This window comes from Arthrobacter sp. TmtSoilC79 (assembly GCF_059739405.1).
Genome location: NZ_AP046051.1, coordinates 4,022,411 through 4,037,052, shown reverse-complemented (window position 1 = coordinate 4,037,052; position 14,642 = coordinate 4,022,411). Strand labels below are relative to the sequence as shown.

12 protein-coding genes are annotated in these 14,642 nt (G+C 64.0%); 5 read left to right on the top strand and 7 right to left on the bottom strand.

Features of this window, described 5'->3' with window-relative positions:
• The first annotated feature begins 112 nt into the window (after positions 1-112).
• Positions 113-3,586 carry a proline dehydrogenase family protein gene (locus AC6JA3_RS18440; RefSeq protein WP_347781925.1) on the top strand — a complete coding sequence of 1,158 codons (3,474 nt, stop codon included), beginning with the start codon at positions 113-115 and terminating at the stop codon, positions 3,584-3,586.
• Between the two features lie 482 nt (positions 3,587-4,068).
• On the opposite strand, the gene AC6JA3_RS18435 is transcribed toward AC6JA3_RS18440, so the two are convergent.
• Positions 4,069-4,992, bottom strand: coding sequence for an oxygenase MpaB family protein (locus tag AC6JA3_RS18435; RefSeq protein ID WP_347781924.1), 924 nt, complete (start codon positions 4,990-4,992; stop codon positions 4,069-4,071).
• Between the two features lie 84 nt (positions 4,993-5,076).
• Positions 5,077-6,519, bottom strand: a complete 1,443-nt coding sequence (locus AC6JA3_RS18430; protein WP_347781923.1) for an MFS transporter — start codon at positions 6,517-6,519, stop codon at positions 5,077-5,079.
• Positions 6,520-6,634: 115 nt separating this feature from the next.
• On the opposite strand from AC6JA3_RS18430, the gene AC6JA3_RS18425 reads away from it, so the two are divergent.
• From AC6JA3_RS18425 to AC6JA3_RS18410, 4 genes are all read left to right on the top strand, one after another.
• Positions 6,635-7,012, top strand: a complete 378-nt coding sequence (locus tag AC6JA3_RS18425; RefSeq protein WP_026541831.1) for a MarR family winged helix-turn-helix transcriptional regulator — start codon at positions 6,635-6,637, stop codon at positions 7,010-7,012.
• Between the two features lie 350 nt (positions 7,013-7,362).
• Positions 7,363-8,967: a M23 family metallopeptidase gene (locus AC6JA3_RS18420; RefSeq protein ID WP_347781922.1), complete on the top strand. Its 1,605-nt coding sequence runs from the start codon at positions 7,363-7,365 to the stop codon at positions 8,965-8,967.
• An 88-nt stretch (positions 8,968-9,055) separates the two neighbouring features.
• Positions 9,056-9,538 carry a glutathione peroxidase gene (locus tag AC6JA3_RS18415; protein WP_026548300.1) on the top strand — a complete coding sequence of 161 codons (483 nt, stop codon included), beginning with the start codon at positions 9,056-9,058 and terminating at the stop codon, positions 9,536-9,538.
• A gap of 140 nt (positions 9,539-9,678) precedes the next feature.
• The gene (locus tag AC6JA3_RS18410; protein WP_026548299.1) at positions 9,679-10,662 is read left to right on the top strand and encodes a phosphodiesterase; all 984 of its coding nucleotides are present in this window, start codon (positions 9,679-9,681) and stop codon (positions 10,660-10,662) included.
• Here AC6JA3_RS18410 and AC6JA3_RS18405 read toward each other — a convergent pair.
• From AC6JA3_RS18405 to AC6JA3_RS18385, 5 genes are all read right to left on the bottom strand, one after another.
• Positions 10,640-12,229, bottom strand: a complete 1,590-nt coding sequence (locus tag AC6JA3_RS18405; protein WP_397334596.1) for a stealth family protein — start codon at positions 12,227-12,229, stop codon at positions 10,640-10,642. The two genes, AC6JA3_RS18410 and AC6JA3_RS18405, sit on opposite strands and share 23 nt — an antisense overlap.
• Positions 12,230-12,277: 48 nt before the next feature.
• Positions 12,278-13,198 (bottom strand): Cof-type HAD-IIB family hydrolase, encoded by a 921-nt coding sequence (locus AC6JA3_RS18400; RefSeq protein ID WP_497920445.1) that lies wholly within the window; start codon positions 13,196-13,198, stop codon positions 12,278-12,280.
• 125 nt (positions 13,199-13,323) lie between these two features.
• Positions 13,324-13,716 carry a hypothetical protein gene (locus AC6JA3_RS18395; protein WP_497920444.1) on the bottom strand — a complete coding sequence of 131 codons (393 nt, stop codon included), beginning with the start codon at positions 13,714-13,716 and terminating at the stop codon, positions 13,324-13,326.
• A 129-nt stretch (positions 13,717-13,845) separates the two neighbouring features.
• Positions 13,846-14,238, bottom strand: coding sequence for a hypothetical protein (locus AC6JA3_RS18390; RefSeq protein ID WP_026541838.1), 393 nt, complete (start codon positions 14,236-14,238; stop codon positions 13,846-13,848).
• Between the two features lie 119 nt (positions 14,239-14,357).
• On the bottom strand, positions 14,358-14,639 hold the full coding sequence (locus AC6JA3_RS18385; protein ID WP_026541839.1) for a hypothetical protein: 282 nt from the start codon (positions 14,637-14,639) through the stop codon (positions 14,358-14,360).
• Between the last annotated feature and the right edge of the window lie 3 nt (positions 14,640-14,642).

Genomic DNA, 14,642 nt, shown 5'->3' with positions numbered 1-14,642 from the left:
AAAGGTCGGGATGGGTAATCAATATTCGTCAGAAAAGATCGCTTTTCCTAACGTGATTGTAGATCCATACTGATGGAAACAAACAAACTTCTCCGCCTCAGAAGGAGCCCCCATGACCAGCACCATCCCGGATGCCACCGCCCCGAGCACCCAGGATTCCGGACAGTTCGACGCCTTGGCGCAAGAGGCCATCGCCTTGGTCCGGCACTGGCTGACAGAAGCCGGCAAGATCCCCGTGGACGTCTCCGCACAGCGCCTCGCCGGCGTCTTGAAGGACCCCAACGGCCTTGACTTCACTGTCGGATTCGTCGACGGCGTCATCCGCCCTGAAGACCTGTCGGTCGCCGGCCGCAAACTCGCCGAGCTTGCGCCCAAGGTGCCCAAGTTCCTCCCGTGGTACATGCGCAGCGCTGTCCGCGTGGGTGGCGTCATGGCTCCGATCCTCCCGCAGGTAGTCATCCCGATCGCCCGCCGGGTTCTCCGCGAAATGGTGGGCCACCTGATCGTGGATGCCACCGATGCCAAGCTTGGCCCCGCCATCGCCAAGATCCGCCAGGACGGCGTCCATCTGAACGTGAACCTCCTTGGCGAAGCAGTCCTGGGCGAACACGAGGCCCAGCGTCGACTCGAAGGCACCCTGAAACTCCTGGCCCGCGACGACGTGGACTACGTTTCCATCAAGGAATCCTCCACCGTGGCACCGCACTCCCCATGGGCCTTCGATGAAGCCGTGGACCACGTGGTGGAGAAGCTCACCCCGCTGTACCGCCTTGCCGCTTCCTTCCCCAAGCCCAAGTTCATCAACCTGGACATGGAGGAATACAAGGACCTCAGCATGACCATCGCGGTGTTCAAGCGCATCCTGGACATGCCCGAGTTCAAGAACCTCGAGGCCGGCATCGTCCTCCAGGCCTACCTCCCGGACGCACTCGGTGCCATGCAGGAATTGCAGGAGTGGGCCTCCGCCCGCCGCGCCCAGGGCGGCGCTCCCATCAAGGTCCGTGTGGTCAAGGGCGCAAACCTGCCCATGGAGCAGGTCGAGGCCTCCCTCCACGACTGGCCGCTGGCTACCTGGGGTAGCAAGCAGGACTCCGACACCAGCTACAAGAACGTCATCAACTACGCCCTCACCCCCGAGCGCATCGACGCCGTCCGCATCGGCGTCGCCGGGCACAACCTGTTTGATGTCGCCTTCGCCTGGCTCCTCGCCAAGCAGCGTGGGATCGCCCAGCAGGGGCCTAAGGCCATTGAGTTCGAGATGCTCCTGGGCATGGCGACCGGTCAGGCCACCGCAGTCCGCAAGGACGTCGGCAGCCTCCTGCTGTACACACCCGTGGTTCACCCGGGCGAGTTCGACGTCGCCATCGCCTACCTGATCCGCCGCCTCGAAGAGGGCGCCAGCCAGGAAAACTTCATGAGCGCAGTCTTCGAGCTGAGCGAAAATGAAGCCCTGTTCAAGCGGGAGCAGAAGCGCTTCCTGGACTCCCTGGCCAACATGAAGGACGAGGTCCCAGGCCCCAACCGCCAGCAGGACCGCCGTCTCCCCGCGGAGCCGGCACTGCTCGAGGGCTTCAGCAACACCCCGGACACCGACCCCGCCCTCCCTGCCAACCGGGCCTGGGGCCGCGACATCCTCAGCCGCATCCCGGGCTCCACCGCAGGCAACAAGATCGTCGAATCCACCAAGGTTTCCGACGCCGCTGAACTTGACCGCATCATCGCCACCGCCGTGGACCACGGCAAGGCCTGGGGTGCACGTCCGGCCGCCGAGCGTGCAGCGATCCTGCACCGCGCCGGCGAGGTCCTCGAATCCCGCCGCGCCGAGCTCCTTGAGGTCATGGCCTCCGAAACCGGCAAGACCATTGACCAGGGCGATCCCGAAGTGAGTGAAGCAATCGACTTCGCGCACTACTACGCCGAGCGCGCCAAGGACCTGGAAACGGTCGACGGCGCCACGTTCGTCCCAGCCAACCTCACCGTGGTGACCCCGCCGTGGAACTTCCCGGTGGCGATCCCCGCAGGCTCGACGCTTGCAGCGCTCGCCTCAGGCTCCGCCGTCGTGATCAAGCCTGCAAAGCAGGCCCGCCGCTCCGGTTCGGTCATGGTGGATGCGCTCTGGGAAGCCGGCGTGCCCCGCGAAGTGCTGGCACTGGTGCAGCTCGAAGAGCGCGAGCTCGGCACCCAGTTGGTCTCGCACCCCAGCGTTGACCGGGTCATCCTCACCGGCGGCTACGAAACGGCTGAGCTGTTCCGTTCCTTCCGCCAGGACCTGCCGCTGCTCGCGGAGACCTCCGGCAAGAACGCCATCATCGTCACCCCGAGTGCCGACCTGGACCTCGCTGCCAAGGATGTTGTGTACTCGGCCTTCGGGCACGCAGGCCAGAAGTGCTCGGCAGCCTCGCTGGTGATCCTGGTGGGCTCGGTGGCCAAGAGCGCCCGCTTCCACAATCAGCTCATTGATGCCGCCCGCTCCCTGACGGTGGGCTACCCGGAGGACGCCACCACGCAGATGGGGCCGATCATCGAACCGGCCAACGGCAAGCTCCTCAACGCCCTCACCACCCTGGGCGACGGCGAGACCTGGGCCATCAAGCCTGAGCGCCTCGACGAAACCGGACGTTTGTGGTCCCCGGGCATCCGCTCCGGCGTCAAGCGCGGCTCCTACTTCCACCTCACCGAGTTCTTCGGCCCGGTCCTGGGTGTCATGACCGCTGAGACCCTTGAGGAAGCCATCGCCATCCAGAACGAGATCGAGTACGGCCTCACCGCCGGCCTGCACTCCCTGGACTCCACTGAAATGGGTGTCTGGCTGGACACCATCCAGGCCGGAAACCTGTACGTCAACCGTGGCATCACCGGTGCTATTGTCCAGCGTCAGCCGTTCGGTGGATGGAAGAAGTCGGCCGTCGGCGCCGGCACCAAGGCCGGTGGACCGAACTACTTGATCGGCCTGGGCCGCTGGCTCCCCGCCGAAGCCAAGGCCAAGCGCGGCACCGTGCTCCAGGGTGCGGCGGCGCAGGTTCTCGCTGCTGCGAAGTCCGCCGGGGTTGCTGGTGTTGAGCTGCAGACCCTCGAGCAGTCGCTCTTCAGCGATGCCGCCGCTTGGGAATCCGAGTTCGGCACCCGCAAGGACGTCTCCGCTTTGTCCGCAGAGCGCAACGTCTTCCGCTACCGCTCCCTTCCTGTCACCATCCGGCTCTCCGAAGGCGAGCCGCTCGCCGAACTGCTCCGCGTGGCAGCAGCCGGCGCAGTGGCGGGCTCGAAGCTCACCGTGAGCTCCGCCGTCGTACTTCCCGACGCTGTGGTGACCGTGTTCGCGAACCTGGGCGTCAGCGTCAGGATCGAGGACGACGCCGCGTGGCTGGCCCGTGCGGCCAACTCCGACGCCGGCCGGATCCGCCTGATCGGTGGCGACTTCGCCGCGCTGAGTGCAGCCATGGGTGGCCGGCCGGATGTGGCCGTTTACCACGGTGCTGTGACCCAGGCCGGCCGGATCGAGATGCTGCCGTTCCTCCGCGAACAGGCTGTGTCCATCACGGCCCACCGCTTCGGCACCCCGAACCACCTGTCGGATCACCTGATCTAGGGTTCACAAGGGCGTCCGCCGAGGGGTGAGTTCTCGGGAGTAAGTGCGTTTCAAAGAGTTGAGAGCTGACCCCTCGGCGAGGTCCACACCACGTGGGTTTGCGTCGAGGGGTTGGCTTTCGGCTTTAAGAGGTGAGCTCCCGGGGGTTTAGGGGTTCTGCCGAGGGGTGAGTTCTCGGGAGTAAGTGGGCTTCAAAGGGTTGAGAGCTGACCCCTCGGCGAGGTCCACACCACGTGGGTTTGCGTCCAGGGGTTGGCTTTCGGCTTTTAGGGGTTCTGCCGAGGGGTGAGTTCTCGGGAGTAAGTGCGTTTCAAAGGGTTGAGAGCTGACCCCTCGGCGAGGTCCACATGGCGTGGACTTGCGTCGAGGGGTTGGCTTTCGGCTTTAAGGGGTTCTGCCGAGGGGTGAGTTCTCGGCAGTAAGTGGGCTTCAAAGGGTTGAGAGCTGACCCCTCGGCGGAGGTGGGGAGAGCGAAAAGGCACTTAAGCTTCTGCGTACCCCAGCCTTTGCAATCTTCGGCGGGCGGCTTGCTCGCTCGGTCCGTGGGAGCCCAAGGCAAACCGGACCATGCCCAGCACGGCCCTGGCAGCGGTGACCACCGGCAAAGGAACTGGCCCGACCCGCGGGGCGCGCAGGCCGAGTAAGTCCCGATACTTGGGCTCAAGGCTTGCGACGGCGGCCGCGAACAGGATGCGGTAGCCGGGCGCCAGCAAGGGGCTCAGGGGCGGGTTGCGGATGAAGGAAACCGTCTCGGCCAGGCGTTCGTCGGCCCGCAGGACCCCTGAGGCGTACCACTGCTCCAGTTCGGCGCGGACCTGGGCTTCGGTCAGCGGCGGATCCAGAACTCCCATGAGTCGTCCCGCTGCGGCCCATTCCCGGACATAGGCGTCCGCGCCCCCGGGTATCGGCCTGCCCCAGATGCGGTTGGCGGTAAGGAAGGAGTCCGCGTAGGTGACGTGGACCCAGCGCAGGAGTTCGGGGTCGTTGGCGGCATAGTCATGCTTCACGCCGTTGCCGTCAAGGTAGCTTCCCCGGACGCGTTCGTGGATTTTCCGGACCCGGGCGGTCGCGGCTTCGGCGGCTTCCGTGGAGCCGTAGGTCACGGTGAAGATCCAGCGGACGGTGTTGGCGAGCCGGCCCAAGGGGTCTTTCTGGAATCCGGAGTGCTCGTACACACCAGCCAGCGCACCGGGATGCAGGGCCTGCATCAGCAGCACCCTGATCCCGGCCACGATGGTGGCAACGTGCCCGTGAACCGCCCAGACGGCCGACCCCGGAAGGTGATATCCGGCGTCGTTCCCGTCTGCCAGACGCGGCACCCACTCCGGAGGCGTGCCCGACGTCCCTGTGAAGGTGCGCTGCAGTTCGTGCCTGTACTCGGTGAGGTAATTCCTCATGCATCCCATTCGACCCCGCAATTGCGCCGGTGTACAGAGGCGGTGTCTAGCGCCGGTGTACAGAGCAGGAATACACCGGCGCAATAGGCGGAGTCAGGAATGCACGCGGCGCCGTTTCGGGGCCGCTGCCACCAACAGGGCGGCGATCGCGACGGCGGCACTGAGGATCAGCCCCGGCCGGTACTGTTCCAGCATGGCTTGGGCGCTGACGGTTCCGGCCGCCTGGCCGTGACCGCTGACCAAAGCCGTCGTGACCGCCAGTACGAGGGCGGCTCCCACCTGGGTGCTGGTCTGGATCAAACCGGCGGCAAGACCCTGTTCGGAGTCCTTGATTCCTGCGGTGGCCTGAACGTTGATGGACGGGAAAGCCAAGGCAAAGCCGACGCCCAGCAGCACCACCGACGGCAGGATGTCCAGGGCGTAATTGGGCGTGGTGCCGACTCGGAGGAACAGGACATAGCCCAACCCCATGGCTGTGAGGCCTGCCAGGATCAATTGCGTGGCGCCGAACTTCTCAATAAGCCGGTCCGCGAACGGGGCACTGGTGGCCACCAACAGGCCGGCGGGCAACAGGGCCAGCGCCATGCCCAGCGGTGTCCAGCCGAGCACCGACTGCAGGTACATGGTGACGATGAACTGGAAGCTCAGGTAGGACCCGAACAGTCCCACCGCGCTGAGGTTGGCCCTCGCTACCCAGCCTTCCTTGAGGATGCTGAAGCGGATCAGGGGGTGCTTGACCTTGTTCTCGATGACAGCGAAGGCGGCCAGCACGGCTACGGAAACTGCGAATCCGGCGATTGTTGCCACAGATCCCCAGCCCTGTTCCGGTGCTGATACCAGGGTGTACACGAGGCCGAGCATGCCCAACGCGAGGGTGACTGCGCCCCAGACGTCATGCCCGCTGTCTTCAACGGAGGGCTTGTCCTTGGGAATGAACTTCATGCCCAGGAGGACCACCACCACGGCGATCGGCACCGAAACCAGGAACGTCCAGCGCCAACTGAGGCTGGTCATCAGCCCGCCCACCACCAAGCCCAGCGAGAACCCACTGGCGCCGAACGTGGTGAAGATGGACAGCGCCTTGTTGCGCTCGCGTCCCTCTGCAAAGTTGGTGGTGATGATGGAGAAGCCGGTGGGTGCGGTGAAAGCGGCGGCAAGTCCCTTAACGAACCGGGTGGCGATTAGAATGGCGGGGTCGTCCACCAGTCCGCCCAGGAGCGAGGCAGCAGCGAACACCGACAAGGCGATAAGGAAGATACGACGGCGGCCCAACAGGTCCGCGAGTCGGCCGCCCAGGAGCAGCAGGCTCCCGTAGCCGAGAACGTAGGCGGAGACGATCCACTGCAGGGAATCGGTTCCCAGGTTCAGTTCCTGTCCGATGGAAGGCAGGGCAACGCCAACCATGGAAACGTCCAGCCCGTCGAGGGCCAAAACGGTGCAGACGACCATCAGCAGCAGCCACTGGGCACGGGTCCAGTGAACGGCTGAAACCAAAGGCGGCTCAGTTGAGGATTTGAGGGTGGTGGGTGATGTCATGCGCTCAATCTATATGACGCGTCATTCAATGACAAGGACTACGATGACATGTCATTTTATGACGCAGAATCGTATGACGTGGATTCAAACGGCGTCATGAACTAGAATCAGGCACATGGCAACGACGCGTGACCGTCAACTGGTTGAGCAGTGGCGCAGCATCCAGAGCTCCTACTTCCGAACCGCAGGAGCGATCGACCGCGCCCTGGAAGCGAAGTTCGACATTGGACTCAATGAGTTCGAAATCCTGGATCTCGTGGCCGAAAGCGAAGAGTCCGCGTGCCGCATGAAGTCCTTGGGGGAGCGCACCCCCATGACGCAAAGTGCCGTGTCCAAGGTGGTTGACCGATTGGAAAAGGCAGGACTGGTGTCGCGCCAAACCTGCGTTGACGATCGCCGCTCCCTCTTCCTGGAATTGACGGATGCCGGCCGCGCGCTCCACTCCACGGCCGCCGTCGAGCACCGTGCCCTGCTGAAGGAAAACCTGGGCTAGAGGCTGAATCCGCCTGGATCAGTGAGCTGATGATGTCCCAGCCCGTTCCAATGGTTTCGGCGGTGGGAACGAATCCGGAGTACTTCGGGAGGTCTCCGCCCGGGTTGATGGCAAAGGTGTCATTCCGGGTCATGGCGTGCCCTCCGAATATGGCCCGACCCGGGTTATGGGTGTAGGCGCCGCCAACCTCCGTCAGGTCCCAACCTTGCTCAAGACATCTTGAGCAAAAACTGATGCAACCTTTCCGCGGCAAGCGCCCACGAAGCCTTTATTTCTTCTCTGATACCCGCAACAATGGTGCTTGCACGCCAGGCTGGGGTTTGGTGCCGCTGGCTTTTGGGGAGTGTTTTGTGGGCAAGCATCATGATTCAGACCGGGCAATAGACCTGATCCGTGCCGGAGGTTTCCGTCGCGTGCTGATCGCGGGGAGCCTGGCCGTTCTGGCCTTCTTCGCTTTTGGCTTCCAACCGCTGAACGCGGTCCTCTCGAGCAACGTTGATACTTCCCTGGCACAGGGTGTGGTGGGGCCGGCAGCGTTGGGCAGCCTGGTGCCGCCCGAGGCCGAGACTCTGGTCATTGATCCCGCGCCCGAACCCCCGGAACAACTCCCCGGCACCCCGATGGTATTTTTCGACCGCGCCATGGTCCGGACCGTCAGCAAAGACGGCTCAACAGGCCTGACAGTGGCTTCAGCCGGACTGTCCCGCCCTCCTGCCGGCGCTTTGTATGCTCCCCTTGAAGTCCTCAACCCGAGTTCGCCCTACGGATACCGCTACAGCCCGCTGACGGGTCTTGCAGGCGAATTCCACTGGGGACAGGACTACGCCGCCGCCTGCGGAACACGCGTCTACGCTGCCGACGCCGGTGTGGTCAGGGCCGTTGGCTGGCACGTGTGGGGCGGCGGCAACCGCGTGGAAATCGAACACGGCAACGGCCTGGTCACCACCTACAACCACTTGCAGGCCATCGGGGTCACCAAAGGACAATCGGTCCGCGTCGGCGAAGTAATTGCCGAGGTCGGAACCACCGGTTGGTCCACCGGGTGCCACCTCCACTTCGAGACAATCGTCAACGGCCTGCACACCAATCCCAATGGCTGGACCTACCTGCCGATGCGGCAGATTGATCCGCTGCAGAACATCACCATGGTCAACTACCAACCCGGTGTTGGAACAGGTACGTCCGCAGCCCCGGTATGGGCTGTTCCGGTAGCCGACGGCACCAACCGCGCCGTCATCGGCGGAGAGCACGAAGAGCCGGAGCCACTGCCCGTAGTTGTTCCACCGGTCACCACGAAGCCGCCTGTCACCAGCACACCGCCGGGCACCACGACACCAACCGCAACGCAGACACCAACCGCAACGCAGACGCCGACGGCGACTTCCTCACCGTCCGCGACGGCGACGCCGACCCCGACGCCGACCGCCACCGCGACGCCCACGCCGACACCGACCCCGACTGCCACAGCGACGCCCACGCCGACGCAGACTGCTACCGCAACCCCGACGAAGACCGCCACCCCGACTCCCACACCGTCGCCGAGCACCTCGGCTCCGTCAGCGACGACCACCACCACGGCACCTGCCGCTAAAACGGTGGCACCCCCGGCCGCCGTCGTGCCTCCCGCAGCGCCAGCCGCGCCCGCTCCGGCCCCGGCCGTAGTTGCCCCGGCAGCACCCGCCGCAGTAGTCCCGGCTCCTGTAGCTCCCGTAGCTCCTGTAGTGGTCGCTCCAGCGCCTGTTGCCCCAGCCGTGACGCAGGCCGTGGCGCCTGCTCCCGCCCCCGTGGCACCAGTGGCTCCCGTTCCGGCTCCAACGCCCGTTGCTGTCCTGCCGTCAACCCCGCCGGCGGTGGTTCTTCCGCCCGGATACGTCCTGGTGGCACCGGACAAGGTCCGCCTGCCCAACGGAACGGTGGTTCTGCTCTCCACCCTGGTCCTGCCGCCGACGCCCTAGAGGCTCCTGCGTTTCGCGCCCCAAAGCAGGCTCCCGTAAGCTCGATGGCGGCAAGCCCGCCAGCCGACGACGTCAGGAAGCGAATCCCATGACCAGCCTGTACAGCATTCCCCTCACCTTCAACGATGGCTCAGAAGCGGACTTCGGCCGGTTCGAGGGGAAAGCGGTCCTGGTGGTCAACGTCGCTTCCGAATGCGGCTTCACCCGCCAGTACGCCGGGCTCGAGGAGCTGTATGGAAAATACCGCGGGCAGGGCCTGGAGATCCTCGGAGTGCCCTGCAACCAGTTCGGCGGCCAGGAACCAGGCGCGGATGCGGAGATCGCGGAGTTCTGCGAGCGGAATTTCGGTGTGACCTTCCCACTGACCAGCAAAGCAAACGTCCTGGGCAAGGAGCAACATCCACTCTTCGCGGAGTTGACCCAGGATGAGGACGGCCAGCCGGTCAAGGTGAAGTGGAACTTCGAGAAGTTCGTCATAAACCGGGAGGGTGAACTTGTGGCGAGGTTCCCATCCACAGTGGAGCCTGACTCCGAAGACCTTGTGAACGCAGTGGAAAAGGCGCTGGCATAAGGCCATCAATTTGGAAGGGAGGAAAGTAATTTTCCAACATTCCGCCGGATGTTAGCCAGATGTTGGCTGGTTGTCTGGTTGGATTGGCCCTACTGGATTGACACGGGAGGCGCCGTCTCCCACCAAACGCTAAGGCAGCCATGGAGCTCATCGAGGCCGAGTACCCCAAACCAGGTCATGTGCTTTTGCACCTGAGTGATCTGCACCTGGTGGGTGGTCCAGGCACGCTCTACGGCTCCGTGGACAGCGCCACCAGGCTCCAGGAGATCTGTGACCAGATCGTCGCCTCCAGGATCAGGCCTGAGGCCATCATCTTCACCGGAGACCTCGCGGACAAGGGCGAGCTGGAAGCCTACAACCGGCTCCGCGACATGATCGAACCGGTCTGCGAAGCCCTTGGAGCCAAGGCCATCTGGGCCATGGGCAACCACGACAACCGTGCGAACTTCCGCTCCGCCTTCGCCGACGCTTCCGAGGCCAGCAAACCCCAGGATCCGGTGGACCGCAGCTACTTCGTCAACGGACTGCGCATCATCACGCTGGACACCACCGTTCCGGGACACCACTACGGTGAACTCTCCGAATCCCAGCTGGAATGGCTCGCCGCCGAACTGGCCACCCCGGCGCCCGACGGCACCATCCTGGCCCTGCACCACCCGCCCGTCCCGTGCGTCCAGGACCTCGCGGTGCTGGTGGAGCTGCGCGGCCAAGCCGCGCTGGCCGCCGTCGTGCGTAATACCGATGTCCGCACCATCCTGGCCGGTCACCTGCACTACTCCACGACGGCGGGCTTCGCCGGCATTCCGGTATCGGTCGCCTCGGCCACGTGTTACACGCAGGACCTTGGGGTCCGTGCGGGCGGACAGCGGGGCAGGGACGGCGCGCAGTCGTACAACATGATCCACGTGTACGAACACACGATTGTGCACTCGGTGGTGCCCATGTCCGGGGGCGTCACAGTGGGTGAGCCCGTGGACGCAGCCGAGGTTCAGCGCAGGCTGGCTGAGGCAGGCATACGCATTCCCCACGAATCGCGGGTGGGTGCCCATACTTCGCCGGGCACGCACACCTCCTCGATGCCGCTTGTTGCTCCCAGCGGCTTTACTTCTCCCAAGGCGCCTTGACCGGGAAGTACTTCTCCAGGAAGTCCGTCACCAGGTCGGCGCGCTCGTTCGCCTCAACCTCCGGGAAGCTGCCGTCATTCAGGCAGAAGAAGTCCATGTGGCGCTTCGCCAGGAGCTTGGGCAGGTAGTGCAGGCCGGCCCACATGGTGGAGTCCACATACCTGACCTTGGCACTGGTCTGCGTGACTGCCCGGCCAGTGAGCAGCGCGTAGTAGTGGTAGAACGAGTTGGTGACCGAGATGTTGTCCGCCGCGCGGAAACGGCTTCCGGCGGTCTTGGCGAACTCGGCCGGGAATTCCTTCTCCATCTGAGCCACCACACTGCGCCGCAGGGGAGCCGCAGTGTGTTCGAGGTGCCGTGTGGTGATCCGGCCGAAGCGTTCCCAGAGCAGTTTGCGGTTGACGCGTGCCGCGTTTTCGAAGCCACTGCGCTCGGCGTCATTCTCGCCCAGCCCGATCCTGGTGTCAGCCTCAATGAACTTGGTGATGCCACCGGGCGTGAAGAACATGTCCGGGCCCACGGGGCGGCCAAAGAACATGTCGTCATTGGAGTACAGGAAATGCTCCGAAAGTCCCTCAATGTGGTGGAGCTGGCATTCGACGGCCTGCGAGTTATGCGTGGGCAGGACCGAGGTATCGGCGAAGAATTCCTCGCTCCGAACAATGGTGACGGACGGGTGGTCGGCCAGCCATTCCGGTGCGGGGGAGTCGGTGGCGATGAAGATCCGCCGGACCCAGGGCGCGAACATGTGCACCGAGCGCAGCGCGTACTTCAGTTCGTTGATCTGGCGGAAGCGTGCCTCATGGTCATCGCCTTCGCCAAGCACTGCCTCAGCCTGCTGGGCGCGGCGCCGAGCAATGTACTCGGGGTCGCTGCCGTCTACCCACGAGAACACCATGTCGATATCAAAGTCGATGTCGCTGGCGTGGTCGGCAAACATGTTCTCGATGGTGGGCCAGGTCAGGCCGTGCCGCTGGACGGTGCCACGGACCGCGTCCTGCCGCAGCATGGTGCGGCGGGTCAGGGAATTCTCCACGGGCAGCTCAAGGTGGTCGCCTTCAAAGCGCCACAGCTCCAGCTGGACGCCCAGGGCCGGGCCGTACCAGAGGCCACCGCCGGTTTCGACGCGGGGGCGGTACAAACGGAAGATGCGGGCTTTACGGTTGGCGGACAACTCACCGTCGGCTACCAGAACCGAGGTCTTCTTCTTGGCGTCCACGGTCATGGAGTAGAAGGGCTCGTTGCGGAACGCTGACACCAGCGCCTCACGGACATCCTTGCGCGACTCCCAGTCCACCGCGATGACGGGCCGCTCATCGTTGCCGCGCACCAGGATGAAGTCGACGCCGGCAGCGTCCAGCGCCGCCCTCACAGCCAGAAGATCGGACACCATGGCTTGTTGCGGGGTGAGGTCGGCGTTGACCAGGGCGTACCGCCCACGGTGACGGACGACGTCGGGCCTGTGTTTAAGATGCGCTACGACGGCAGGCGAAATCGCCTCAGCAATCGTGTCCTCTTCGATGGACGGGCTGCCGTGGTAAATCGGATCGACCTGTGCTTGTGTGATGGCTGTTTCTCCGGGATCGTCGGTGCGTGGAACTGGTCTCACTGGTTGCTAGATGGAAAGCGCCTCGCGCCAGCTGCGAAGGAAAGCGCCGCCGGCGTCGTCGTGGATGACATCGTCCGCCAGTTGAAGGTCAGCGGCCGTCAGGATGGTGTAGGGCTTCACCGGTACGCCGTCTGCGGGCCGGACGTCCACGTGCTTTACGTCGTGATCGTTGTGGTGAAGCCAGTCTGCCATGGCGTAGTCCGTGCGGGAATCACCCACGGTCCGCCAGGCAAGCGGCGTAATGCCTTGGGCTGCGAGAAGTTCGACGGCGCGGCTGGCACCGAGGTCCTTGCCGAGGCGGACGGATTCGATGTCCGTGGAGATGATGGTGGGGTCCAGCCGGTAGTCCGCCGTGTCATCGGATTCCGGTGCATGGTGGTCCAGAATCGCCGCGTTGAGGCCGTGGCGTCCCATGATGTCCAGGGCATCGGCGTCGAAGAGTTTCTTTTCCGCCAAATAGTCAGCGCTGGCTACGTTCAGGTGCTGCTCCACCGAAACCATGGCGCGCTTGGTCTCATCAAAGAACATGTGGGCGGAATAGTCTTCGGCAACCAGCCTCCGGATGTCGTCCCCGTAGGCCTTGGGCACGGCGAGTTCGTGGTCCACATGGATGGGACCGGGGCCTTCGGCGGTGTAGCTGAACCACACAGCACCCTTCTCGCAGATGGCGTGGATGACGGTGTTGGACGGCATCCCGGCGGCAATCATGGGCTCCATGACCTGCTCGCTGATGAACGCATCCGAGCGGCCCGTGTTGAAAATGACGGGAATGCCGGCAGAGGCCAGGGCAACCAGGTCCGCGATGATGTCCGGCTTGACGTCCCGCGTCACAGGGCTGGCGATGGGGCCGTCGACATCCAACAGCAGCGCCAGGGCAGGCGTGGTGTGGGCAGCGGTCCGGTCAGTACCTTGGAGCGGTTGAGTCATGCCCCTATTCTGTCAGTCCGCGCGGGTGCGCTCACAGCTGTGACGTCTGTGACGCCACACGAGGGAAAGACGACACCCGTGGAAAGGGCGCGCCAGTACCGGCGGACTTTGCAGGCCACTGCTACCTACCGGAATTTTCCTTCGGGATCCGGCGAGCATCGGGTGTTGCCGCCGAGCGTGGTGCCCAAGCTGCTGGTTCCAAGCTGCATGGAGAACTTGCCATCGCCAAAGCCAGTGGTCGTCTGGTCTCGGTTCGCCCCCGAAGGCTGGGTTTGAACAACTCTTAGCCCATTGCTTTCAAAGACTTCCTTTACCGACTTATGTATCGCTTCAGCCTGATCTTCTGAGATCGCGCCCTGCGTGCTGTCGGAGCTGAATTGAGTCCCTTCCATGCCCAGAGGCAGATGGCAGACGTCCCCCTGTGCCTCTGGAGTGACTTTTGTCCAGTCGTCGGGGGCGAGGGCTTGGACTTCCGTGAAGAGGTCAAGGTATTCCTTGCGGGCTTGTTCCGGGTCCATGGCCTGCTCCGCGGTGCTGGTAGGTGGGTTGGTTCTCGGCGCTGTCCCGCACCCTGCAAGGGTGAGAAGAAGGATTGCCGCGGGAAGGACGCGCCAGTACCGGCGGCGGTGTGTCGTGGTCATTGCTTCCTACCGGAATTTGCTTTCCGGGTCGGGAACGCAGCGGGTATTTCCGCCGAGGGCGATGCCGTATTTGCCGGTGGTGATTCCCATGACGAACTTTTCGGGGCCGAACACGTCGGTTCTTCTGACAAAGTTTTCGCCTCCGTCGGTGTGTTGCGTGACGGTGAACCCTGTGGTTTCGAACTCAGCCTTGACCTTGTCGTGGAGAGCGTCCATTTCTTCCCGGCTCAGCGGGCTTCGGGTGGCATCGAAAGAGACTTGGGTGCCTTCAGTGCCGAGAGGGCCATCACAGACCCCTCCGGGTTTGTCTGGCGTGACCTTTGACCAGTCGCCCGGGGCGTGGGCTTGAATCTTGGTGAAGAGGTCGAGATATTCCTTGCGGGCTTGTTCTGATCCCATGGTCTGCTCCGCAGTGCTGGTAGGAGGATTGGTGCTCGGCGCTGTCCCGCACCCTGCAAGGGTGAGAAGAAGGATTGCCGCGGGAAGGACTCGCCTGTGCCGGCTGCGGTGTGTGGTTGTCATGTTTTCGCGTTCGTGAGTTGTTCGACCCAGCCCAAGGCGATCCTGGCCTGGTTTTTACATGACTCGGTTCTCCTGTCGAAGTACCCGTAGATGCCGTCCGTGCCGCCGGTGATGCCGCAGGCGTCCTTGAACAGACGCCCGTAGCCGCCGTTGAAGTCCTGTACTGCCTGCTCTATGGCCCCGCAGAGGAAGCCTCCCTCGGCCCGCAGAACCTCGTCGGCAGAGTTCGCGGCACTGACCAGCGCGTCGGCTGCGCCTTCATCAAAAGCAATTCCCATGCC